Raw genomic sequence first — 23,395 nt, 5'->3', positions numbered from 1 at the left:
TTTACAAGAAAGTTTTGTTTTGTCATTCTTCGCGCTTTTGCGCGCATTCCTTTTCTTGCTTTCGCGGTGATTTTGTGATAGCGTATGAATGTTAAAAAGATGCGCCGGGAATTTGCCCGGCTGCTTTTTGGGCGGAGGTGTTGAAATGGACTCTCAAATCGCGCGTATGTGGGATTGTGAAAATCCGCTTGTACTTGGCATCAGCAAGGAGCCTGCTCATACCATTTGGGCGCCGTATGACAGTGTGATGGAAGCTGCTGCACGAAAAAAATCGAAGTATACGGTAAGCCTTGACGGCGAATGGAATTTTAAATGGATTCAGGGCACCCGGGGGCAAATTCCCGATTTTTATAAACCGGATTATAGCACCGTCGGATGGGACCGAATTGAAGTGCCGTCCGTCTGGCAGTTGAAGGGCTACGGCAAACCGTATTACTTAAGAGACTCCTATCCGCCTGCCGTCTGCGCAAAGCGGGGACATGTTCCCGAAATTGACCGCGAACGAAATGAAACAGGTTATTACCGCCGAACCTTCACGGTACCGAAATGCTTCGGCGGCCGTGAGGTTTTTCTCTGTTTCGGCGGGGTAAAATCTGCTTTTTATGTGTATATCAACGGCGAACAGGCCGGCTTTTCCAAAGGTTCCATGACACCTGCGGAATTCAACATAACGCAGTACCTCAAGCCCGGCACAAACGTGATTGCGGTGGAGGTGCTCCGCTTCAGCGACGCTACCTATCTCGAAGGCCAAGAGATGTGGTATTTCAGCGGCATCTTCCGCAGTGTAACCCTGACTGCGGAACCGCCCCTATATCTGCGCGATATTTACGCTCACGCCATTCCTGACGAAACCTATGAGAACTGGCGGCTCGAGACGGAACTGAACTTAGTAAACAGCGGCGAAACGGCCCTCGCCGCGGAGATGGAGCTGATTCTCTACGGTCAAGAAAACGAGGCTCCCCTGCACTTTACCACACGCACCGCCGCCGGAGCGTTTTCTACCAAAAAAGCAGTAATTTCCGGAGATGTTCCGCACCCTCGCCTATGGAGCGCCGAGGAACCGAACCTTTACACGCTCGTTGCGGTGCTGAAATCTTCCTCGGGTGAAGTGTTGGAGGCAAAGAGCATCCGCTTTGGCTTCCGCTCGTGCGAGATTCATAACGGGCAATTTCGGGTAAACGGAAAGCGCGTAGTGCTTTGCGGCGTCAACCGCCATGAATTTGACCCGGACGGCGGTTGGACTTTGCCGGAGGAGCGCTACCGCCAAGATGTGATTCTGATGAAGCAGGCAAACATCAACGCTGTGCGGACAAGCCATTATCCCGCCGACCCGCTGTTCTACGACCTGTGCGACGAATACGGAATCTATGTCATGGATGAGGCCGACCTCGAATCCCACGCCGTGCGCAAGCAGGGGATTCCGGGCAACAACCCGCTGTGGAAGGATGCCGCCATCGACCGCGTAACGCGCATGGTGCGGCGCGACCGCAACCACCCGTGCGTCGTCTTCTGGTCGCTCGGCAACGAAGCCGGATTCGGGCCGAACTTCGTCCGCATGAAAAAGGCGCTTCTGGCGCTTGACACGACAAGGCCCATCCACTATGAGGGCGACCCCGATAACACCGTAAGTGACGTCATTTCGCGCATGTATCCGAGCCTGGAAGAGATGCAGAAGATGAGCCGCAAGGAAAGCGTTTCCGTCGGCTTCAACGGAAGGATTTCCAACCTCAGGACAGGGGACAACAAACCCGTTCGAGCGGAGCAGTATAGCGGCCGGCCGGTTTTGCTCTGCGAATATTTAGGGGCAATGGGCAACAGCCTCGGCGGGATGCTGGATTATGTAGAGTTTTTCGATCAATATCCCCACTTTGCGGGCGGCTTTCTGTGGTCTTTCCTTGACCTTGCCATTCACCGCGTAACGCCAGACGGGGAGGACCGCTGGCTCTACGGCGGAGATTTCGGTGAAGGTGTGACCGACGGCAACTTTTGCTCCTGCGGCATCGTGGGGGCCGACCGCATTCCGCACCCATCTTATTATGAGGTAAAACGGGCATACCAGCGCATCGCCCTCTCTCCGGTCGATTTGCAGAAAGGCATCTTAAAAATTGAAAACCGATACAACTTTCTGAACCTTTCCAGCTTTGCGATGCTTTGGCAAATTACGGAGGACGGCCGCATCGTGGAACAGCACCGTCAAGATGCTCCGGTGGTAGCTGCGGGCGAAAGCATTGAATTCACCCTTCCTTACAAAAGCAAGCATTTTAAGAAAGGCCATGAATATCTGCTGACTGTCTTTTTTGTGACAAAAGGCTGTGCCAACTGGTACCGCGACGGCTTCCCGATTGCTTTCGAGCAGTTTGTTCTTCAAGCGGCTCCCGACGCCGACCCTGCGCTTCATCCGCGCCTTTCCGTCAAGCTCACCGAGTCGGATGACCGGTTTGATATTCGGGCTAAGAATTTTCACATGAAAATTTCACGCAGCACCGGAGAAATCATTTCGCTGAACTACGGGTTCGGTGAAGTCCTTGCGGCGCCGCTTCATCTGAACTACTGGCGTGCTTTGACCGACAACGACCTCGGCTACGCGAACTACAACAAAACATTCCGCGAACTCCTGATGATTCCTTCGCTCAAGTGGCGCAAGGCCACGGAACGGCGGCGTCTGAAATCCATTACGGCGGAAACCGACGAAAAGACAGTAACGGTAACCGTGCAGCACCGCGTTCCGCTTTGCCGTGGAACGGCTGTTACCGTTTACTCCATAGACGGCGAGGGCAACATTCTAATCCGCCACACCGTGCGCCCAAAGCGGGAAATGGTTCGCGTAGGCCTTACGATGGGAGTTTCCCCCTCACTCGGCAATGTCACCTGGTACGGCAGAGGCCCCCACGAGAATTACAGCGACAGGAAAGCCGGCGCTCCCATAGGGCTTTACAGCTTTTCCGCCGAAGAAATGCCTCACAGCTATGTGCGGCCGCAGGAAAACGGCACGCGCTCCGATGTTCGCTGGATGATGCTACACGATTCCTCTGGCAACGGGGTGCGCGTAACGGGTAAAACATTTGGCTTTAGCGTCTGGCCCTACACGCAGGAAAATTTACAGAACGCTCAGCATCGCCATGAGCTTCGCGACTGTGGACATCTCACGGTCAACATTGATGCTTTGCAGAAAGGTGTTGCCGCCCGTGTTCCCGGCATCGGAACCGTTCAAAAGGCATTCCGCATCCCGCGCGGGCGTACTTATGAAATGCAGATTATGATTTCCGGCGTCAGCAAGACCAGCAGCCAAAAGGGATAACCCCTTGGCTGCGGGTCTTTTTTTATAAGAAATTTATAAAATTTAACTAAAAAATCTTTATTGCTTCCTTTATTGACATGTATTTCTACAAAGTTATAATAGATTTTAGTAAAATTTAGTGCTTTTCCTTATAGTTGCACTAATTTTGCCAGTTTAGGACGCTATCTTCGTTCAAATTTAACGACATTACAGAGGAGGATGTTTTATGAGAAAAGCAAAACCAAACTGGCTCAACCGGTTTGCAAACCGGTTTTCCAGCGTGAAATTATCTCGCAAAAAACGGGGCGGTCGCACGATTCGCCAACGGCTCTTGGCCGGATTCCTTCTGAGCTCGTTCATTTGTCTGGTCGTCGCGGGATTCGGGCTATATTCGCTCCAGAATGCCGTTCAGACTTCTAGGGAAATCGAAGACAGATTGGAATCAATGCCTACTATTTCCAATGCAATCTCGACGCTCTCAACAATGCAGTCGCTGGTCGCACAGGCCGTGCTAAATAACTCCAATTCCTCTTACTACGAGCAGACGAAGGCAACGGTTAAGACCTACGATTCCTCTTTGCAGAACTACATGAAGAAAATTAAAAATGAGGTAACCGACAAAACATGGTCCAAAAAAATCGATGACGCAATAACCGCCTATAACGATACTTATCTAGATGCAATAGACGAAGTTTTAAACGCCGGAATCGACGGCGACGAAGGTTTGGCCAGATCGCTGCTTCGCTCGGCCAATTCCAAGAACTCTTTCCTCACTTTAACCTTCACGGAGTATATGACTTACCGCATCAATCTTTCAAAGGCGGCGTATGAGGCAGAAGAGAAACAGGAAACCATATTCTTTATTGTAATGATTGTTTTGGCCGTAGCCGGTATTGTGATATCTATTTTTATTGGCCTGCGCATTTCCGTGTCTATCAGCAAGCCGCTTTCCGAGCTTGTTGCTTGCTCCGATGAAATGGCAAAGGGCAACCTGCAGGTGCGTTCGACCTACGAATCCGGTGATGAGATTGGTATTCTTGCCACAGCTCTGAATGAATTCTTTGCAAGGCTGCAAAATATGGTTACTACCATCTCAAAGGTTCTCACCGACATGGCAGCCGGAAATTACAATACCGAACCCGTTCCGGAACTGGCAGGAGATTTCCGCCCGATTTCGGATGCAACAAACCAGGTTCTCGACCAAATGAACCGAGTGTTCAAAGTTGTCCGCGATTCCGCCGACCTTGTGGCCTCTAACTCCGAGCAGGTTTCTTCCGGTGCCCAAGCGCTGGCGGCCGGCTCATCGGAACAGGCTTCGGCAGTGGAAGAGCTTTCGGCTTCCATTTTGGACGTCTCCGAAAAAGTCAAACAAAACTCCCAGAATATCGCCAAGGTTTCTCAGGCCATGGCTGACGCTTCGGCAGCCGCTGCCAACGGCAACGAGCAGATGAAGAATATGCTGAGCGCCATGGAAGCCATCTCCAAATCTTCTGAGGAAATCAGTAAGATTATCCGTGTGATCGACAATATTGCTTTCCAGACAAACATTCTTGCGCTGAATGCGGCTGTTGAAGCCGCCCGTGCCGGCGCTGCCGGAAAAGGCTTTGCCGTTGTTGCAGACGAAGTACGGAATCTCGCAGGAAAGTCGTCGGAGGCGGCAAAACAGACTTCCCAGCTCATCCAGAATTCTATCGACAAGGTTAAGGCTGGCTTTACGCTGGCGGAAAACACGGCAAAATCTTTCGACAACATCGAAGAGAGAATCAAGCGCATGGATGCATCCATCCAGCAGATTCGCGAAGCATCTGAGGCGCAGGCAACCGCCGTCACGCAGATCACTTCCGGCGTGAACCAAGTTTCGGGTGTCGTTCAGTCCAACTCGGCAACGGCGGAGGAAAGCGCCGCTTCGAGCGAGGAGCTTTCTTCGCAGGCAGCCCGACTCAGAGAAGAAATCAACTGGATTTCTCTGCGCGGTGACAGTAAATAAGAAAACGCCTTCCTCTTTTCTTCAGGCCCGTTTTCGGACGGGCCTCTTTCCTTTTCCGCAGTTTTCTTTTTCTTCTGTGAATGTTATAATGACTATGATTGAACGTACAGAAGGGGGCTGCTGAAATTGAGGCTATTTTTTTCCGTCACATTTCGTGAATCGGTTAAAGACACACTCTGCGAGGCAATCGAGCGGATCCGAACATGCTGTGAGCAGGGATCTTTCACCACACGTGACAACCTCCACCTTACCCTTGTGTTTCTCGGAGAAGTATCCTCTTCGGCTCTGCCTACCCTAAAAGAAGCTATGGAAGAAGTCAACATTGCGAGCTTTCCCCTGCAAATCGGCGGAATCGGCTGTTTTCATCAGCGTTCCGGTTCTCTTTACTGGGCTGGAGTGGAAGCTTCCGACCCTCTCTGTTCCCTGTATGAATCGCTCTGCGAGGCTCTCATCAAGCGCGGCTTTGCCATAGAGAAGCGGGACTATCGCCCGCACATTACACTGGCGCGCAGGGCTGTTTTGAAACCGGACTGCGACCGCAGCGTGCTTTCCGTTCCTGTTTTCTGCACGCAGGCAGACTGTTTCAGTCTCATGTTGTCAGAACTGCAGAACGGACGCCGTGTCTACACTGCACTCGCGACCAAAGCATTGAAAGGCCTTCTACAATGAAAGCTCTTGTAACAGGTGCAAGCTCGGGTATCGGCCGAGAGTTTGCCCGTCAGCTTAGCGAACAGGGATATGAATTGATTCTGACGGCTAGGCGAGTCGACCGGCTGGAACAGCTGAAAAAAGAACTGAAAACGCCTTGCGTAGTGATTCCTGCCGACCTCTCGAAAAAAAGCGATTGCTTTCAATTATACGAGCAGACAAAAGACAGCGGAGTAGACATTCTCATCAACTGCGCGGGCTTCGGTGTTTTCGGTCCGTTTCTTGAAACCGACCTGCACCGCGAGCTTGAAATGAACGATGTCAATATCCGTGCGCTTCATATTCTCACGAAGCTGTTCTGCCGCGATTTCGTTGCGCGCGGTTCCGGACGGATTCTGAACGTTTCCTCGTCCGCGGCTTTTCAGCCCGGGCCTCTTCTTTCCTCTTACTATGCTTCCAAGGCATACGTTCTACGCCTCACCGAAGCCCTTGCCGAGGAACTCCGGCGCAGCGGAAGCCCTGTAACGGTAAGCGCATTCTGCCCCGGCCCGGTGGACACGGAATTCAATGATGTGGCAGGCGTGAAATTCAGCATGAAGGGCCTTTCTGCGGAGCAGGCCGCAGCCTATGCCCTCAAGGGAATGTTTGCCGGAAAAACCGTCATCGTTCCCGGTGCTCTGATGAAAACGGCTCTGTTCTTTGAACGTTTTCTTCCCGAAAAGCTCATCGTCCGAGCAGCTTACCGAATTCAACGGCGCAAGGAAGGTCCAAGCGCCCGCTGAACCTAACTATCCCGCAGAAAAGCCGTACCCAAAGTGGACTGTTCCCCAATGAACCGACAAAGAAATAAAAGCCCTGTCGCAGAAGAACTAAGATTTAGGCCTTGCTTCGGATTCCAAACGGAGTGAGGCCGTTTTTCATGCTGATACTCTCATAATTGTAAAATTGCCTTTGCGTTTCAACTTTACAGCTAGTCTTAGATTTGGGCAAAAAAATACCCGCAGCTGTTTGCCACGGTTCTTCCTCTACTTTTCTGCTTTGTTCTGCAGCGCATTTTTTCCTTGTACTTTCATTTTTTCGGCAGATTCCTGCCGCTTTACATCGTCTAGGAATTTCTTCCGTTCCGTTTTCGGCATTTTCAGTAATTCGTAAATCATACCCATAGGCATCACTCCTTTCCTATAAATATGGTACTCTGGTCTGTGCAGAAATGCAAGCGGGTTTATGTCAACTTTTTGCAAGATTTTGTCCTCAACCGGTTTTGCACATATTCAACTGGGTTTTCAACATATTGTGTTCTGCAAAGCAGAAGCACCTATATATTACCTAGATAGCCGAATTTTGTCGAATTCATGGATTCCAGAAAGCCTTCCCGGTGAGGCGGGTTTTCATTTTTTTGTGCCATCTTTTGAACTGTCGTCGCACTGCTGACGCTTTGCCGCAATGGTGGAGAGATTCTGGCCGAGTGAACTGTAAAAGGAACCAAGCAGATTGAGGGTATCCGTGTCCACGTCGCGCGAGATTGGCAATCAGTGCTGCTAGCAGAACGAGATCATCTCCCGGGCAGCACGGCATACCAAATCACCTCACTGAAATATCGTACGCACAGACGGGCAGCGGCATACCAAAAAATTAAACTGCGCGCAAAATCCCCGCGGAAGAGAACGCTCCGCGGGGATTTTGATTTTAGACAAAGAAACAGACGGCTATGCCTGCTCGGTTTTTTGGAAAATGCGTTTCACACTGACGGGGAAGCGCACCGTGTGAACGACGGGCTTCCAAACGGCAAGCGAAATGCTGAAGTCCACAAGGCTGTGAATCATTCCGCCGAGGCCAACAAGCAAGAACACGCTGATAAAATATCCGCTTTGGTATGTTTCCGGCGAGAGCTGATTGCCAAAGAAGAAGAAAGTTACAATAACCAGTTCGCAGGCTGCGTGAAGAGCGGAAACAGCAACGGCGAACAGTGTTGTTCCTTTAACAGAAGCGAGAGTCTCCGGAGACTTGCGAAGCCACAGCGCTCCCACCAGCGCAAACACAACATGGCTGAGCGCGCGCAGCACAACAACGGGGTGGAATCCGGCAACGAAGAATCCGAGGGTCGTCCCGAGGGAAACGGTTACAGCCGCGGCAGGCGAAATGAACATGGCCAGGAACACCGGCACATGGCTCGCCAGCGTAAACGAGGCAGGCCCAATCACGATCTTCGGGCAGAACATCGGAATTGCAATGCCAATGGCACAAAGCAGCGCTTCGGCAATCAGAACCTGAAGTTTGGCTTCCTTTTTCATCATCGGTTGCTTCTTCCTTTCTATCAACAATATGTAATAACATATGTAAAGACATATATCAAGACTAATTATAGCGAGGGAAGTTGGGTCTGTCAACACAATGCCAGTCATAAAAATATTTTTGGAAAATTGCCTTAAAAAGAGCAACAAATGGGCCTGAAAAGCGGGTAGATGAAGGTCGGAAAAAGATTGAAGCGCGCGAAGAAGCAAAGCGGACCGCTTGCCACACGGGGACATAAAATGAATGGAAGGGGGCGTGCAATTTGCAGGAATGGCTCAGAGCCGTTGTCACCGCATTTGCCGGTGCTTTTGTGGCGGGTCTGACGGCGGCGGTCAAATATTTGTATACAAGAATGAAGCGACAAAATGCCCGCCAAGATGCAATTGAGGAAGGCCTGCGAGGTCTGCTGTACGATCGGATACAAGAGCGCTACCTTCAATGTGAAGCAAAAGGCTATGCCGATGTGTGTGACCGCGAGAATATGCAGCTTCTCTATGAGCCATATCATGCACTTGGCGGGAACGGCACGGGCACGGATCTTTACAACAAATTGCGTGAACTTCCGACTGCACCGCGCCAGGAAAACTCTCAGCCGGTCAATCCGGCAGAAAGGTGATTTATCATGGGTAAAATTAACTGGTCGCAGAAACTGTCTTCCAGAAAATTCTGGGTAGCCCTGTCGGGTCTTGTCATTGGCGTGTTGGCCCTGTTTGGTGTGAATTCAAACACAACGCAACAGATAAGCGGCGTCATCATGGCGCTTGGTTCCGTGATTGCGTATATTGTCGGCGAGGGCCTTGTGGACGCCTCTGCTACCGGCACATCTACACCGGAAGAGACGGAAAACTGCGAAGTGAAAAAGTAAACGGTTGCGTCAAAAAGGAAAACGCCCGGCGGCCTGTAAGGTCGTCGGGCGTTTTCTATCTTGAAGAATTAGAAGTGGAACAGGTTGCGGATATTTTTGAAGAGGTTCTGGAACCAAGCGCCAATTCCGCCGGACTGGGTCTCATTGGAGACTTCTGCCTGGGTTGCTTTCTCAGTGGTCGGCTTCTTGATTTCCGCGGTCTTGTAGACGAATTTCACCGAAGTGGTAGCTCCGTCGGCAGCTTCCGTGAAAATCTGATACTGATCGGCGAGCTTCAGGTATTCGTCCTTGCGGGCAAGAAGTTCTTCGGCGCTGTCGATCTTATCGAGATAGCCGTTGGTTTCGGCGTCGCTCATAAGGCTGTCTGCCTGATTCAGAGCATCACGGAACACGGAAACCGTGTCGTCGGAGGTCGCCTTGCGGCAGATGTTCATAACATCCTTGCTGTTGAGGATATCCGTGCGCATCTTCAAAAGTGTTGACATTGTGCCGGGTAATTTGCGGCGGTCAATTCTGGAGAAGTCCTTCTTCATCGACGACACAAGAGAGGAAACGCTGTTCAGGTCACTGCTGAGGGAAGGCAGGGAAGCCAGCGACTTCTTGAGTCTGGTGTCCTGTGTTACCTGCATGAGCTGTTTCAGGGCGGCAATGTTGCCGCTGTTTGCTTTCAGGTCGTTCTGCATGGCCGGAAGCTTCTGTGCCCATGTTCCGAGATAAGCGAGCGTCTGCTTGTCGGCGAGAAGTGCCTGTGCGTCCTTCATCGTGGCAACAACCTTGCCTTGATCCTGCGCGGGAAGCGTTGCAAAGTCATAGGCAAGGGTTTTCAGAGAAGCGGCGGATGACATCGCGCTTTTCAGTACGTCAACATAATTGCTGCCGAGGGCGTTTGTGAGGTCATTCTGAAGCTTATTGCTGTTTGTCAGGAGGTTATTTACCGAGGCAGTGAGATTATTCGCCAAGCTTGCGGCAAGCGGGGAGACCAACGCTTTGAGTTGACTTTCGGACATACCGGCAAGAACCGTGCCGAGAGCTGTTTCAACGTCTGCTGCGGAAACAATTGCATTAGGGTCGTTTTGAGCGAACGCAGCTCCGAGTGTTGTCGGTTTGATTGTGCACATAGCAGTAACCAAATTCTGCTGCTGATCTGCGCTCACTCCGAGACCTGTCATAATGCTGCTAAGGCCGCCAACGGTAATCATACCATTTACGGCATGAGAATCAATTGCCTGCACAGCAAGGTTTCCGAGATTCCGTGAGAGATAGGATTCGAGGAATGCTTTAACATCCTGCTGGTCAAGCGAAATGTTTGCGGAACCGCCCGTCAAACTTGCAACGGTTCCTTTCAGCGTGTTGAGGCCGGTGAGCGTGCAAATAAGGTCATTCTGAATGTGGGGGTCTGAAAGAGCACCGAGAACTTTCAGGGAATTTGCGTCCACATGCGTCACAAGGTCCGAAGTATCGGAGAGGAGCTTGGAAAGGCTGCCGGAAGCCGCGGAGCTGTCGGAAAGAAGCTTTGCGGCGCCGTTGAGCTTGGAAGCATCAAACGTGCTGAGGGTTGCATAGTCGTTCATCAGCGCGTTTGCCTTTTTCATGTCGATCTTGGAAAGAGAAGTGGAAGTCTTGCCGATCACGTTGCTGTCAAAGAGATATTTCAGGTCAGACTTGGTCAGGTCAGATGTAACCTTGTCGGCAAGGGAGAAAGTATTGTCGTTGATATATTTGGTAAGAAGAGTGACGTCGCTGGTGTCAAGATTGTAGAAATCGAAGACATCGTCAATCAGTAGCTTTACAGCGGCTGTGTGGTCCGGATTCGTAATCAGCGAGCTAATGTCCTTATCCGGGTCCACCTTGTTCAGGTCGTTCTGCAGGTCTTTCAGGCTTTTCAGGCTGTCGACCAGTTTGTCGATGTCATCCGAGGTCGAAAGCTTGTCGGAGTCCACGAGCTTCGGCGTTGCTCCAATCATAATGGAAGGCAGGGAGAAGTCCTTCGCATCCGCGGTGATGGTAAGCGTTTCGGGCAGGTCAAGGCTGCTCAGCTCCGTGAAAGCGGAGTCTTTCAGACCGAGGCTTTCCGAGAGGCCCGGCATAGAGAGGAACGTAACGAACTGGTTGTTTCCGTCCGACAGAATCTTGCCGGAGTTGACGGTGACATTCTTGAATGTGGAGGAAGGGAGAATGGCAACGGCAATTGCGGTCATGGGAGTGTACATGGTAACGTCTTTGCCGTTCACATTCACGGTCTGAGCCGAAGTGTTCTTCAGAGTGAGGTTGATGGTGACCTTGCCGCTTTTTCCGGCAATTTCGGAAGCTGTTACGGTTTTGCCGTCCAGTGTATAAGACATAGAAATTTCAAGCGGCGTTTTCTTATCGGTTTTTCCTTGATAGTAAATGTTTTTGCCGGTGTTGTCGGTATCAAGGACCCAAGTCAGGGTGTCGCCCTGCTGGATGGATTTTTCGTCCGATTTGACGTTCTGAATGTCTTTCAGGTCGGATTTATCCGTAATGCGCTGTGTGGCATCGTCGGAATGGAGCCAATCCGAAACAATGGTTTCCTGCACATTTCCGGCGGAGTCAAGGTTGACATAGACGGTTTCGTCTTTATTTGTTCCTGCGGCACTGGCGTAAACCGAAGAGGGCGCCGTCAGTGCAACGGCTGCCGCTAGGCAGAGGCACCCTACGCGGCCGCATCTGCGAAGTGTTTTCTTTTTCATGGTGAAATTCCTCCGTTTCCATTGGGTAGTATCAAATTTATGTTCGCGAGAAATCAGCCTGCGGTGGCACCGCTTTTCTTCCGCTTGAAGCTCAGTTTTTCAATTACCGGCTGCAGGATGTAAAGCAGCGGCGGCAGGAAGAGCACGATGACGACAACGCTCACGAGCGCGCCGCGCGCCAGCATGGTGCAGATACTCTTGATGATTTCAATGTTGGAGACAACGGATACACCTGAGGTCGCGCTGAACAGTACCAGTGCACTTGTCACGATGGCCGGGAAGGAAGTCGTCATAGCGATGCGTATTGCCTCGCCGCGTTCGCGGCCGTTTTGCATCTCTTCTAGGAACCGTGAGGTGATGAGGATGGAGTAGTCCACCGTGGCACCGAGCTGAATACAGCTGACGACGGTCGGCGAAATAAACGGAATCACCGTTCCCATGATCGGTGCGACGCCGATATTGATGAAAATGGAACACTCAATGATGCAGATGAGGAGAACAGGCAGCGCCAGCGAACGGAAGGTGAATGCCACAATTAGGAAGATAAAGGCAATCGAAATCATGTCCGATACCTTGAAGTCGTGGCTGGCCACATCAATGAGGTCTTTGGTCAGTGCGCTTTCGCCAGTCACCTTGGAAGTGGGGTCATACTTTTTGGCAATTGACGCTATCTCGCTGATTTGCTTGTTTGCCGCATCGGTTGCCGTGTTGTATTTCGTGGTGACGAGAATGATCTGCCGGCCGTCCTTTTTGAAAATTTCACGAACATCGGAGGGAACGATATCGTCTGGGATGGCTGGGCCGAGGATATCGCTGTAGCATACGACCGAATCAATGCCGTCTAAGTCGCGGATGTCAGATGTGATGGCCTGCACCTTGCTGACGGGCAGGTTGTCGTCGATAATGACGAAGTTTGTTGAGGTCATGTTAAATGTGCTTTTCAGCTTATTGGAAGCCGTAATAGAGGGAAGGCTTGACGGCAGCGACTTCTGAAGGTCATAGTAAAGCTGAGTTTGGTTGCGGATGAGCGCCGCCGGGATGATGATGAGAATGAACGCAATGGCAAATCCCTTGCGGTGCCTCATGATGAAGTTTGTGCCGCGGTCAAACGGCGGAATGAGCGTTCTGTGGGTGAAGCGGTAAATCGGTTTGTCAAATACCAACACGAGCGAGGGCAGAATCGTCAGGGTGGAGAGAACGCCGAGAATGACGCCCTTCATCATGACAATGCCGATGTCGCGTCCGAGGGTGAGTTCCATGAAGCAGAGGGCGGCGAAGCCTGCTACCACAGCGGTTGAGCTGCTGATGATGGCGACGAACGCTTTTTGAATGGCTATGGCCATCGCGTCACGCGGGTCGTCATATTTCTGCCGTTCTTCGTCGTAGCGGTTCAGCAGGAAGATGGAAAAGTCCATGGTAACGCCGAGCTGCAGCACCGCCGCGATTGCCTGCGTAATGTAGGAAATCTCGCCGAGAAAAACGTTGGAACCGAAGTTGTAAGCCACCGGGAACAGAAAGCCCAGCATAAAGACAAGCGGCAGCAGCCATGAGCGCATGCACAGCGTCATTGCGATGATGGAGAACAGGAAGGCGAACAAAACATAATAAGGAACCTGAGTGGTGACGAGGTCGCAGGTGTCCTTTGTGACGGCGGATAATCCGCTCAAAAAGCACTGTTTGTTCAGAAGCTTCCGTACATTGGTGAGTGCTGTGAGCGTCTCGTCGGAAGATGCCGCTCCGTTGTAGGTGACAAGCATCAGCGTGGAATCTCCGCTGTATACCGTGTCACGCAGAAGGTCGGGAAGCATATCCTTCGGGATGGTGATATCGGCGATGTCGTCAACCCACAAAGCCGAATTGACACCGGGCACTTCCTTAATTTTGTCCTTCAGGGCCACGACGTCTTTTGCCGGCATATTGTCAATGACAATAATCGATGTGGCCGCGTCGTGGAAGGTATTCTCTAGTTCGGCCTCGCCCTTGGTGGAGTCGAGCGTCTCAGGCAGGTAGGAAAGAATGTCGTAATTGACGCGGGTATGTGCGTAGCCGATGAGGCTCGGAATCAGCAGCAGCACGGCGAGTGTAATAATGAGGACGGGGTGGTGAGTCAAAAACCTTGTTATTTTGGAAGGCAAACTCGTTTCCTCCTTTGAATTAGTAAAAAGGGTACAAAAAAGAAAGCCTCTCTCATCCACGTTCTTCCGAAAAAGGCTGTATGAGAGATTCTGGCCGCCTTTCAGGTCAGGTGAGAATCTGCCTGACGGAACGGTACAGCTCCGGCTTTATCTGCTCGAACGTATAAGGCATTTTCTGAACAATGGAATTGTAGCAAACGATGCTCACCAAGCAGACGATGAGGTAAAGGCGTTTGCCGGCATTCTCACTGCTTCCTCCGTTCAGCATGAAGTTTTCCACGAAGATCTTTCGCGTCGGCTCAAGCTCTTCGCACCGGAACAGCTTTTGGTACAAGCTCTCGGAGAAGTTTTTTACGATTAGCTCGAGGAATCGGGTGTCGCCGCGAAAATAATTTATTAGATAGTCGGCAAAGAAAATCACGCTTTCCTGAAAGTCCAACTCTTCAGCCTTTTTCTTTTCGGAAAGAGCTTTCATCGCATTGTTGATCACAAACGACAACTTGCGGATAATTACGCGGTCAACTAGATCATATTTATCCTTGCAGTAGAGGTAAAACGTACCCTTTGCCACGCCTGCGTGCTTGACGATATCGTCGATGACAGTGTTATGCACGCCTTTCGATGTAAAGAGTTCGTAAGCTGCATCGTAGAGCTTTTTCATTTTTAAAGCCTTGTTTCCAAGCAGCTTTTCGCCCACGGAACGACCCTCCTTTCCTAAAAAAATGACTATTAGTCATTCTTGCAGCAAGCAGTATACTTCAAAAATGACTATTAGTCAATATTTTCGTGACGATTTGTTGATTAGTATAATAATTCACAAATATTGGAAGGCAATTCTAGGCAAATTGAAAATTGTGTTTCTTACAAATATGTACTTTTGTCGGGTTGGCAGCGCCCTTTGACGAGTGCGGCAAATACGTTTATAATTGAAAAAAACGAAGCACCGCAGTCGGGTGCAGGGAGGATTCGCAATGACAAAGAAGATTGGATTTATTGGATGCGGAAATATGGCGAACGCCATCATCGGCGGAATTCTCTCCGCCGGAGCGTTGAAGCCGGAAGATATAATCGTTTCAAACCACACATCCCCGAAGCTGGAGCAGGCCAAGGCAAAATACGGCATCGCCACAACGCTCAGCAACAAAGAAGCGGCTGCTCAGTGCGAAATCCTCGTGCTGGCGGTGAAACCTCAGTATTTCAGCGAGGTGATTGAGGAAATCTCGGACGATGTGCCGGATTCCACTGTTGTTGTCAGCCTTGCACCGGGAAAATCCCTTGAAAAAATAAGCGATATGTTCGGGCGCGATCTCAAACTCATCCGCACCATGCCGAATACGCCGGCACTTGTGGGGGAGGGAATGACCGCCCTCTGCCCCAACCAACTCGTAACGCCGGAGGAACTCAAGGAAGTCCGCCGTTTGTTTGATTCGTTCGGAAAGACAGAGGTTGTCAGCGAATCCATGATGGACGCCGTAGTCGCGGTCAGCGGAAGCTCCCCGGCCTATGTATTCCTGTTCATCGAGGCGATGGCAGACGCGGCCGTCATGGGCGGACTGCCGCGCGCACAGGCCTATACGTTTGCGGCACAGTCGGTTCTCGGCAGCGCCAAGATGATGCTGGAAACCGGCAAGCACCCCGGTGAGCTCAAAGACATGGTCTGCTCGCCGGCCGGAACGACGATTGAGGCGGTAGCTTCACTGGAACGCTCGGGGTTCCGCGGTGCCGTCATGGAAGCCATGCGCGCCTGCATGAAAAAATCGGCTTCCATGTAATTTTGCTACGGTCAAGATCTGAACGGAATCGACTGGGGAGGAAATCGAATGGATGCAGCACAGAGAAGAGAAGGAATTCGGTGTACCTTGCATGCGAGCAGTGCACCGATCAGCGCAAGTGCGTTGGCAAAGAAGTTCGGCGTCAGCCGCCAGGTGATTGTGGGTGATGTAGCACTTCTGCGCGCGGCCAATGTGCCGATTTCCGCTACCCCGCGGGGCTATGTGATGCAGAAAGACACCGAGAGGCGCGGCTTAGTCCGCACCATTGCCTGCTGCCATGACAAAGAGAATATTGCGCAGGAGATGTATACCATTGTTGACAACGGCTGCGGTATCCTCGATGTAATTGTGGAGCATGCTGTTTATGGGCAGATTTCCGGTCAGCTTCATGCCTTTTCCCGCTATGATGTCGACTGTTTTCTAAAGAAGCTCGAAGGAAGCGAGGCGCTGCCGCTGTGCAACCTCACTGGCGGAGTTCACCTGCATACCATCGTCTGCCCGGATGAAGATGCTTACCAACGTGTGCTCGACCAACTGAAAGAAAAAGGGTTTCTTTTTGAAAAGGATACGCCGGAGGGATGATTCCCTCGTGCCGTCTTGCCGTGGTTTTGCGGCGGGCGGCCTTTTTCTTTTCCGAAGACAAAGATTTCGTGCTTGTGAAGAGGTGCTTTTTTGATTATAATGGACGCATATCCATTTTTGCTGAAGCAAGCCGCACATTCTATTAAAGGGAGGATTTATCATGAAAGAAGCAAAGCTTCACATTGAAAAGGATTTTGAAATTTCCCACACCGATGATAGGTTGTTCAGCTCCTTTCTCGAGCACTTGGGCCGCGCCATTTACACCGGCATTTATGAACCCGGCCATCCCGAAGCGGATGAGGACGGTTTTCGCACGGATGTTCTGAAGCTCGTCCGTGAGCTGCATGTGGACCATGTGCGTTACCCGGGCGGCAACTTTCTTTCCGGCTACGACTGGAAAGACGGAATCGGCCCGAAGAAAGACCGCCCGCGCAGACTCGACCTTGCATGGAAAACGATTGAAAGCAACCAGTTCGGCATTGATGAGTTCTATGACTGGAGCCGCAAGGCGGGTACCAAGATTATGGCGAGCGTCAATATGGGTACCGGAACGCCGAAGGATGCAGGCGAAATGGTGGAGTACTGCAATTTCCCCGGCGGCACATACTGGAGCGACCTGCGCGCAAAGAACGGCCACAAAGACCCGATGAACATCCACCTGTGGTGCATTGGAAACGAGATGGACGGCCCCTGGCAGATTTGCCACCTCGACGCTGACGACTACGGCAAGAAAGCGCGCGAAGCGGCAAAAATCATGAAATGGGTCGACCCGAGCATTGAGGTTGTCGTCTGCGGCAGCTCAAGCCGTGAAATGCCTACGTTCCCGGAGTGGGACCGCAAGGTTATGGAATACACCTATGAGCACGCGGACTACCTCTCGATGCACCGCTATTATGAAAATCAGGGCAACGACCTAGATTTCCTCGCTTCCTTCGTCGATATGGATTCGTTCATCCGCACGCTCGCGGCAACGGCAGATTACGTCAAGGCGGAAAAGCGCGGTAAGAAAGACTTCAAGTTCTCGTTCGATGAGTGGAATATTTGGTATCAGAGCAAGGACGAGCCCCATGACTGGATGGAGGCTCCGTCCATTCTAGAAGATAACTATTCGCTTCTGGATGCCCTCGTGTTCTCCGGCCTCGGAATGACGCTTCTGAACCACGCCGACCGCATAAAGATTGCCTGCCTCGCTCAGCTTGTCAACGTCATTGCCCCAATCAGCACGCAGAAGGGCGGAATCGCAATCCGTCAGACCATCTTCTACCCGTTCCGTTATCTCTCTCAGTACGGGCGCGGCACAGTGCTGCAGCCGGTCGTGAAAACGCCGAAGATCGAAACAAAGCACGGCGAAACCCCGCTGCTTTACACCACGGCGGTACACGGTGACGATGACACGGTTACGCTGTTCTGCCTAAACATCGGCGACGAAGAGATGAAAGTGGACATCGACCTTGCTTCGTTCGGCAGCCTGACCATGACAGAGCATCTCTGCATGGACGGTGACGACTTGAACGCGAAGAATACGTTCGACAACCCCAACCGTGTTGTCCCGCGTGAAATCGCACCGGTTGCCGGAACTTTCAAAACCTGCAGCGTCCTCCTGCCGAAGCAGTCTTGGAATATGCTCCGCTTCAAGGTTGAGAAATAATTCTTTTCAAAAACGGAATGTCGGTTTTCGACATTCCGTTTTTTATGGTTCAAAACAGAAGTATTTTGCCGATTCCATCCTTCGGGCGGAGACATGAAATCTTATTGATTATTTCTGCTGAAAGACTTACAATAATCATATTGCGGCCTTTTTCACGGAAACAATATTTTAATTGGTAATATAAGTTGGAGGAACTATGGCAGACACGCGCACTGAGATTGAAAAACGGCGAACTTTCGCGATTATTTCGCACCCGGACGCCGGTAAGACGACATTGACGGAGAAACTGCTTCTTTACGGCGGGGCCATTGCGCTGGCAGGCTCCGTAAAAGGCAAAAAAGCACAGCGCCATGCTGTTTCGGACTGGATGGAGATTGAGAAGCAGAGAGGAATTTCCGTTACCTCGTCGGTCATGCAGTTCAACTACGACGGCTACTGCATCAATATTCTCGACACACCGGGCCACGAGGACTTTTCGGAGGACACCTACCGCACGCTTATGGCGGCGGACTCCGCCGTGATGGTACTGGACGCCTCGAAGGGCGTCGAGCGGCAGACGCGCAAGCTGTTCAAGGTCTGCACGCTGCGCCATATTCCCATTTTTACTTTTATTAATAAGATGGACCGCGACGCGCGCGACCCGTTTGACCTGATGGAGGAGATTGAGAATCTGCTCGGCATACGCACCTGCCCCATGAACTGGCCGATTGGTTCGGGCAAGGAATTCAAGGGCGTCTATGACCGTGCAAGCAAAAAGATTCTCGTGTTCCACGCGAACAGCGACACGGTCTTTGAACAGAAGGAAGTCAAGGCGACCGTCGTTTCGCTGGACGACCCCGCAACCGAGGAGCTTATCGGCAAAGATTTCGCCGAGCACCTCCGCGACGACGTGGAACTGCTCGACGGCGCGGGCGATGCACTCGATATGGAAGCTGTCCGCGCAGGAAAGCTATCGCCTGTGTTCTTCGGCTCGGCGCTGACAAACTTCGGCGTGGAACCGTTCCTGAAGGAATTTCTGCGCATGACGACGCCGCCGCTCCCCCGCGAATCCGACGCAGGCATCATTGACCCGTTCAGCCCCGATTTTTCGGCGTTCGTGTTCAAGATTCAGGCGAACATGAATAAGGCGCACCGCGACCGAATCGCGTTTATCCGCATCTGCTCGGGTAAATTCGAGAAGGGCATGGAGGTCTACCATGTGCAGGGCGGCAGAAAAGTGAAACTGGCCCAGCCGCAGCACCTCATGGCGCAGGACCGCGAAATTATTGATGAAGCCTACGCTGGCGACATCATCGGTTTGTTCGACCCGGGCATCTACTCCATCGGCGACACGCTCTGCGGAGCGTCAAAGCCGTTTAAGTTCGGGGGTATCCCCACCTTCGCGCCGGAGCATTTCTGCCGCGTGGAACAGGTTGACACCATGAAGCGCAAGCAGTTCGTCAAGGGTATGACGCAGATTGCGCAGGAAGGCGCCATTCAGATTTTCCATGAGCCGGATTCCGGCATGGAAGAAGTCATTGTCGGCGTGGTCGGTGTGCTGCAGTTCGATGTTCTGGAGTACCGCCTGCGCAACGAATATAATGTAGAAATCCGCAGGAGCCCGCTGCCGTTTGAGGAGATTCGCTGGGTGAAGGACACCGGCCTCGACCTCAAAAAGCTGGACCTTACATCAGACACGAAGCTCGTTCAGGATGTACGCGGCCATTATCTCCTTCTGTTCTGCAGTAACTGGAGCATCAACTGGGCGCTCGAACACAACGAGGGTTTGGTGCTGGAAGAATTCTCGCAAGAGTAAGATATATGGCTCAAATCGAAATACAAGAAAGACCGGAAAACGTATGTTTTCCGGTCTTTTTGCATAGCAAAACCACATGTTCCCAGAACATTTGACACAAGAACGCAAGTGAGGAAAATTCTCACATAGAATTGCGGGGCGAAGAAAACCCCCTGATTCATGCGGTAAGCGGCGACCTGCTTTTTGCAGGCCGCCGCTTTTGTGTGAAGAATAATCTCTTGTTGCATGGTTACTACCTTTTTCTGGAAAAACACGAAAATGCAAATAAGAAAATGTTGCATTATTCATAAAAAATTGAAGAAATATTATGATTTTGTTCATTGACTTTCCAACTCAAAACAGTATAATTTTAACTGAGAAAGCAATGTGCCCGTGCACTTTCAAGATGTGCTCGTGCACGAGAAACCCGGAGGTGGGAAATTGCCGGTTACCATCAAGGATATTGCCAGTGCGGCAGGAGTTTCACGCGGAACCGTTGACCGGGTGCTTAACAACCGGGGCGGGGTATCGCCCGAAGTGGAACGAAAAATCCGCAAGCTGGTTATTGACTTGGACTATAAGCCGAACCGAGCGGGAAAAGCTTTGGCCGCGCTGAAAAAGCCGATGAAAATTGGCTGCTTCTTGCCCGGCGTTGGCAACCCGTTCTTTGATTCCATCATTCGGGGATTCCGTCAGGCGGAGCAGGAACTTGCCGATTTCGGCGTTTCGCTGGAGATTTCCCTTGTAAAGGGATTTGACCCGGAGGTACATATCCGCGAGATGAAAAGCCTTGCGCAGAAAGACCTTTCGGCTCTTTGTGTGGCAACGGTAGATGTGCCCGAGGTCCGTCAAACGGTGAATGAAATCATTGCTTCCGGTACGCCGGTTGCGGCGGTAAACTCCGACCTCAGCGGCACGGGCAGACTCTTTTATGTAGGGTGCAATTACCCAGAGAGCGGCCGGACTGCGGCGGGCATCTTTTCGATTGTGCGTCACGGGCCTTTAAAGCTTCTTGTGATTACCGGTTCACTCAAGATGCAGGGCCACATTCAGCGCATTGACGCGCTGAAAGACGAGCTGAAAACTCTTGGACACGATTTCAGCATTGTGCAGATTATCGAAGCCGGCGACGACGCGGAGGTCGCCTACCGCAAAACGGCGGAGGCACTGAAAAACAACTCCGGCATCAACGGCGTTTACATCACCAGCGGCGGCACCGAAGGCGTGTGCAGAGCCATCTGTGAAGCTGGCCTTTCCGGGAAAATCCCCGTCGTTTCGTTCGACGACATCCCCACAACACGCCGGTACCTGCGTTCGGGAGTCATTACCGCAACCATCTGCCAAGAACCGTTCCAGCAGGGATACCGCTCCGTGAAAATGCTGGCCGATTACCTCATGAGCGGCACAGCACCGAAAAATGACCTCAATTTTACGGACACCGTAATCAAAATCAGAGAAAATTTGTAAATCAAATAACAAGGGGGAACTTCAATGTCAAACATCAAAATCCATCGTGTGACGGACCCGGAATTCCGCCGTTACGGCAGAGTCGTGGAGGGTTACGACCTGTCTGAGATGCTGGAAGCGCTCCGCAGCACCCCGCTTCCGACCGACGGAACGGTCTACGTCCCCTCTGACAAGAACTTGGAGGCTACGCCTGCTTTCGCGCAGCTGCGCGACGCCGGATTCGGCGGCTTGCCGATTGAAATCGGCTACTGCAACGGCGTAAACCATGTTCTGAATGCGCTGGAATATCACCGCAGCTCAGAGTTCAACGTGGCTTTGGACGACATGATTCTTCTGCTCGGCGCTCTACAGGACGTTGACCCGAAGGACTTCAGCTACGACACTTCCCGCGTAGAGGCTTTCCTTGTTCCTGCGAGAACCATGGTGGAAATGTACGCCACAACGCTCCATTTTGCACCGTGCAGCGTAGACGAAAAGGGCTTCCGCAATGCGGTAATCCTGCCGCGCGGAACCAACGAAGCACTGAAAGCCGCTCCCCGCAAAGAGGGCGAAGAGAAGCTGCTGTTCGCCGCAAACAAGTGGCTGATTGCACATGAAGATTCCGGCCTGCAGAAAGACGGCGCATACGTCGGTTTGAAAGGCGAAAACATCACATTGAAATGAAATGAGGGAACGACATGGCATATCGCTGTGCATTAGGAATTGACGTCGGCACATCGGGATGCAAAATTCTCGCAGTCGACGAAAATGGTAAGATCCTGGGCTCTGTCGTAGAGGAATATCCGTGCTACGCACCCAAGGAAGGCTGGTCGGAACAGGACCCGGAGGACTGGTGGAACGGTGTTGTGCGCGGCCTGCGCAAAATCACCGCAAAGCTGAACGGCGCGGAAATCGGCGCGGTAGGCTTTTCCGGCCAGATGCACGGAATGGTCGCGCTGGATGAAAACATGAAGGTCATCCGCCGCGCAATTCTATGGAACGACCAGCGCACGGGAAAACAGTGCGATGAAATCACCGAAGCTGCCGGCGGGCTGGACGCTCTGCTCGCCATTACAAACAACCGCATGCTGACCGGCTACACGGGCGGCAAGATTCTCTGGATGAAAGAAAATGAGCCGGAGAACTACGCTCGCACGAAGGTGATTCTGAATCCGAAGGACTACATCCGTTACCGCCTTTCCGGCGAAATCGCAACCGATGTTTCCGACGCTTCCGGCACCGGCCTGTTTGACGTAAAGAACCGCTGCTGGGCAGTCGATCTGATTCAGAAATGCGGCCTAAAGCCGGAGTTCTTCCCGAAGGCCGTGGAGTCCACCGACGCTGTGGGCCGTGTTACCAAGGAAGCTGCCGAGGAAACCGGCATCCCCGAGGGAACGATTGTCGCGGGCGGCGGCGGCGACGCCGTTATCTCCACCACAGGCCTCGGCCTCATCAAACCGGGCCGCGTGGGAATTACGCTCGGCACTTCGGGCGTTGTGGCAATGGGCCTTGCGTCCTTCCTGCCGAACCCGAACGGCATGCTGCAGGTATTCTGCGGCAATGCGCCGGGAACCTTCAATGCCATGGGCGTAACACTTGCAGCCGCAGGTTCTTACCAGTGGTTCCGCAATGCGCTGGGTGACTATGAAGTCGAGCGCGGCAAAGCAGAGGGCAAGAGTGCGTTCCACATCCTCGACGAAGAAGCGGCAGCAACACCGCCTTGCGCCGACGGACTGATCTTCCTGCCTTACCTCACCGGCGAGCGCGCTCCCATCAACGACCCGAATGCAAAGGGCGCATTCCTCGGCATCACTTCACGCCACACAAAGGGACATTTCGCACGTGCCGTCATGGAAGGCGTTGCATTCTCGCTTCGTCAGGTCTATGACCTCATCCTGAGCGTCGACCAAAATGTGTCTTCCGACGAGATTGTTCTTGCCGGCGGCGGCGCAAACAGCCCCATCTGGAGAAGAATTTTTGCCGATACGTTCAATCTTCCGGTGCGCACCGTTTACGGAAGCGCCGAGGGCGGCTCGTTCGGCGCGGCACTTGCCGCAGGCGTCACGGCGGGAATCTGGCCGAACCTCGAAGCCACCGTTCCGCTGATTCGCCCCGAAAGCAAAACAGAACCGGAAGCCGCCAATGTTCCGCTCTATGAAGCGCAGTATCAGAAATATGTAAAGTTCTATGATGCGCTGAAATGGAGCTATTGAGAAACTTCCATCGAACCTAATTAATTTTCAGGCTATGCCTGAGGA

General features: G+C 52.1%; 19 protein-coding genes. 13 read left to right on the top strand and 6 right to left on the bottom strand.

Annotated elements, in window-relative coordinates; genetic code table 11:
* Nucleotides 1-145 precede the first annotated feature (145 nt).
* From NOG13_RS00780 to NOG13_RS00765, 4 genes are all read left to right on the top strand, one after another.
* Nucleotides 146-3,298: a glycoside hydrolase family 2 TIM barrel-domain containing protein gene (locus NOG13_RS00780; RefSeq protein WP_283110421.1), complete on the top strand. Its 3,153-nt coding sequence runs from the start codon at nt 146-148 to the stop codon at nt 3,296-3,298.
* Nucleotides 3,299-3,503: 205 nt separating this feature from the next.
* Nucleotides 3,504-5,264: a methyl-accepting chemotaxis protein gene (locus NOG13_RS00775; RefSeq protein ID WP_283110420.1), complete on the top strand. Its 1,761-nt coding sequence runs from the start codon at nt 3,504-3,506 to the stop codon at nt 5,262-5,264.
* 126 nt (nt 5,265-5,390) lie between these two features.
* On the top strand, nt 5,391-5,933 hold the full coding sequence (gene thpR / locus NOG13_RS00770) for an RNA 2',3'-cyclic phosphodiesterase (protein WP_283110419.1): 543 nt from the start codon (nt 5,391-5,393) through the stop codon (nt 5,931-5,933).
* Nucleotides 5,930-6,694 (top strand): SDR family NAD(P)-dependent oxidoreductase, encoded by a 765-nt coding sequence (locus NOG13_RS00765; protein WP_283110418.1) that lies wholly within the window; start codon nt 5,930-5,932, stop codon nt 6,692-6,694. The genes thpR and NOG13_RS00765 overlap by 4 nt, the downstream gene beginning before the upstream one ends.
* Nucleotides 6,695-6,937: 243 nt before the next feature.
* Here NOG13_RS00765 and NOG13_RS00760 read toward each other — a convergent pair whose 3' ends face one another.
* From NOG13_RS00760 to NOG13_RS00750, 3 genes are all read right to left on the bottom strand, one after another.
* Nucleotides 6,938-7,075, bottom strand: coding sequence for a hypothetical protein (locus NOG13_RS00760; protein ID WP_283110417.1), 138 nt, complete (start codon nt 7,073-7,075; stop codon nt 6,938-6,940).
* A 225-nt stretch (nt 7,076-7,300) separates the two neighbouring features.
* Nucleotides 7,301-7,441, bottom strand: a complete 141-nt coding sequence (locus tag NOG13_RS00755) for a hypothetical protein (RefSeq protein ID WP_283110416.1) — start codon at nt 7,439-7,441, stop codon at nt 7,301-7,303.
* A gap of 177 nt (nt 7,442-7,618) precedes the next feature.
* A complete protein-coding gene (locus NOG13_RS00750; RefSeq protein ID WP_283110415.1) occupies nt 7,619-8,206 on the bottom strand; it encodes a hypothetical protein in 588 nt (195 codons plus the stop codon).
* Nucleotides 8,207-8,466: 260 nt separating this feature from the next.
* Between NOG13_RS00750 and NOG13_RS00745 the strand changes: the two genes are divergently transcribed.
* Together NOG13_RS00745 and NOG13_RS00740 are read left to right on the top strand one after the other, a co-directional pair.
* Complete coding sequence (locus NOG13_RS00745; protein WP_283110414.1) at nt 8,467-8,820, top strand: hypothetical protein; 354 nt, start codon at nt 8,467-8,469, stop codon at nt 8,818-8,820.
* Between the two features lie 6 nt (nt 8,821-8,826).
* Nucleotides 8,827-9,069 (top strand): phage holin family protein, encoded by a 243-nt coding sequence (locus tag NOG13_RS00740; RefSeq protein WP_283110413.1) that lies wholly within the window; start codon nt 8,827-8,829, stop codon nt 9,067-9,069.
* A gap of 68 nt (nt 9,070-9,137) precedes the next feature.
* Here the strand turns inward: NOG13_RS00740 and NOG13_RS00735 are convergent, their stop codons facing one another.
* The 3 genes from NOG13_RS00735 to NOG13_RS00725 all read right to left on the bottom strand — a co-directional run bounded on the left by NOG13_RS00735 (nt 9,138) and on the right by NOG13_RS00725 (nt 14,612).
* Nucleotides 9,138-11,780: a hypothetical protein gene (locus tag NOG13_RS00735; protein WP_283110412.1), complete on the bottom strand. Its 2,643-nt coding sequence runs from the start codon at nt 11,778-11,780 to the stop codon at nt 9,138-9,140.
* Nucleotides 11,781-11,833: 53 nt separating this feature from the next.
* Complete coding sequence (locus tag NOG13_RS00730) at nt 11,834-13,915, bottom strand: efflux RND transporter permease subunit (protein ID WP_283110411.1); 2,082 nt, start codon at nt 13,913-13,915, stop codon at nt 11,834-11,836.
* A 106-nt stretch (nt 13,916-14,021) separates the two neighbouring features.
* On the bottom strand, nt 14,022-14,612 hold the full coding sequence (locus NOG13_RS00725) for a TetR/AcrR family transcriptional regulator (RefSeq protein ID WP_283110410.1): 591 nt from the start codon (nt 14,610-14,612) through the stop codon (nt 14,022-14,024).
* Between the two features lie 274 nt (nt 14,613-14,886).
* On the opposite strand from NOG13_RS00725, the gene proC reads away from it, so the two are divergent.
* From proC to xylB, 7 genes are all read left to right on the top strand, one after another.
* Nucleotides 14,887-15,687, top strand: coding sequence for a pyrroline-5-carboxylate reductase (gene proC / locus NOG13_RS00720; RefSeq protein WP_283110409.1), 801 nt, complete (start codon nt 14,887-14,889; stop codon nt 15,685-15,687).
* A 48-nt stretch (nt 15,688-15,735) separates the two neighbouring features.
* On the top strand, nt 15,736-16,269 hold the full coding sequence (locus tag NOG13_RS00715; protein ID WP_283110408.1) for a transcription repressor NadR: 534 nt from the start codon (nt 15,736-15,738) through the stop codon (nt 16,267-16,269).
* Nucleotides 16,270-16,429: 160 nt separating this feature from the next.
* A complete protein-coding gene (gene arfA / locus NOG13_RS00710; protein ID WP_283110407.1) occupies nt 16,430-17,917 on the top strand; it encodes an arabinosylfuranosidase ArfA in 1,488 nt (495 codons plus the stop codon).
* 196 nt (nt 17,918-18,113) lie between these two features.
* The gene (locus NOG13_RS00705) at nt 18,114-19,712 is read left to right on the top strand and encodes a peptide chain release factor 3 (RefSeq protein WP_283110406.1); all 1,599 of its coding nucleotides are present in this window, start codon (nt 18,114-18,116) and stop codon (nt 19,710-19,712) included.
* Between the two features lie 420 nt (nt 19,713-20,132).
* Nucleotides 20,133-21,158: a LacI family DNA-binding transcriptional regulator gene (locus NOG13_RS00700; RefSeq protein ID WP_283110405.1), complete on the top strand. Its 1,026-nt coding sequence runs from the start codon at nt 20,133-20,135 to the stop codon at nt 21,156-21,158.
* Between the two features lie 33 nt (nt 21,159-21,191).
* Complete coding sequence (locus tag NOG13_RS00695) at nt 21,192-21,821, top strand: DUF4867 family protein (protein ID WP_283111196.1); 630 nt, start codon at nt 21,192-21,194, stop codon at nt 21,819-21,821.
* A 14-nt stretch (nt 21,822-21,835) separates the two neighbouring features.
* A complete protein-coding gene (xylB, locus tag NOG13_RS00690) occupies nt 21,836-23,350 on the top strand; it encodes a xylulokinase (protein WP_283110404.1) in 1,515 nt (504 codons plus the stop codon).
* Nucleotides 23,351-23,395 lie beyond the last annotated feature (45 nt).

The organism is Thermocaproicibacter melissae (assembly GCF_024498295.1).
Taxonomy (GTDB): Bacteria; Bacillota; Clostridia; order Oscillospirales; family Acutalibacteraceae; genus Thermocaproicibacter; species Thermocaproicibacter melissae.
The sequence above is the reverse complement of the archived record's forward strand: the minus strand, read 5'-3'. Positions and strand labels throughout refer to the sequence as shown.